The organism is Arthrobacter sp. 9V (genome assembly GCF_902506065.1).
Lineage (GTDB): Bacteria > Actinomycetota > Actinomycetes > Actinomycetales > Micrococcaceae > Arthrobacter.
Genome location: NZ_LR733016.1, coordinates 1 through 1173, shown reverse-complemented (window position 1 = coordinate 1173; position 1173 = coordinate 1). Strand labels below are relative to the sequence as shown.

Sequence of the window (1173 nt, the reverse complement as noted above, 5' to 3'; positions counted from 1 at the left end):
CCGCAGAAGCTGCTCGACGTGTCGAAGCTGGCGGAAGCCGGGTGGACGGCGCAGATCGGGCTCGAAGACGGGCTCCGCAGCACCATCGACTGGTACCGCGAACACGCGGATTCCGTCCGTAAGTGATGGGTGCTGGACCCACGGAACCGTAGGATCGCTTCATGTCCGACCAGCCCGAGTCGCGACGCACTGCAGCACGCCGGGGGTCCAGGGCCCGGATCGTCCTGTGGGTCGTCCTCGCCCTTGTCCTGCTGCTGATCCTCGCCGTCGCGTGGGTCGGTGTGCGTGGCCTGCTCGCGAAGGGGCACCTGGAGCGTGCCGTCGGGGACGTCGACACGCTGCGGACCCAGCTGACGAGCGGCGACACCGGCGCTGCCCAGAAGACCGCACGCCACCTGGAGGACGAAGCCGCGTCGGCTCGGTCGCTGACCGGTGACCCGGTCTGGGGTGCGGCGCAGGCTGTGCCGTTCTTCGGAACCAACCTGCGGGCCGTGCGGGACGTGTCGGTCGTCGTCGATGATGTGGCCCGCGATGCTGTCAGCCCGGTGGCCGGAGTCGTCGGGAAGCTCGGGTCGGACTCGTTCGCGCCGAAGAACGGCCGGATCGACCTGCAGCCGATCGAGGATGCGCAGCCGGCGGTCGCGAAGGCCACCAAGACGCTCGAGCAGGCGCGCACCGACGCGGCACGGATCGACACCAGCGGAACCCTGTCGCCGGTCACCACCGCCGTGGGACAGCTCCGGAACGCGCTGTCGACTGCCTCCGAGCAGGCGGTCGCAGCGAACCGCATCGTGCAGCTCGCGCCAGCCATGCTCGGTCACGACGGGGACCGGAACTACCTGCTGCTGTTCCAGAACAACGCCGAACTCCGAGCCGGAGGCGGGATCCCCGGCGCAGTGGCGGAACTCGAGGCGAAGGACGGATCACTGCATCTGTCGGCGCAGGCCTCGAGCGGAGACTTCGGGCCGTACGACCAGCCAGTCCTGCCCTTGACCGCCGACACGCGTGGGCTCTACGGCAACATCACCGGCGAGTACATGCAGGACGTCACCCTCACGCCGCGGTTCGACGTCTCGGCGAAGCTCGCGCGGGAGATGTGGAAGCAGAAGTTCGGGCAGCAGGTCGACGGGGTCATCGCCATGGACCCGGTGACGCTGAGCTACATCCTCAAGG

1 protein-coding gene and 1 pseudogene are annotated in these 1173 nt (G+C 69.0%); both read left to right on the top strand.

What is annotated here, in order from left to right:
* Positions 1-126, top strand: a pseudogene (locus BACI9J_RS23375) (GDP-L-fucose synthase); the annotation flags it as partial.
* Between the two features lie 35 nt (positions 127-161).
* Positions 162-1173, top strand: a 1012-nt coding sequence (locus BACI9J_RS23370) for a DUF4012 domain-containing protein (protein WP_159736720.1), incomplete at its 3' end; no start/stop codon positions are given.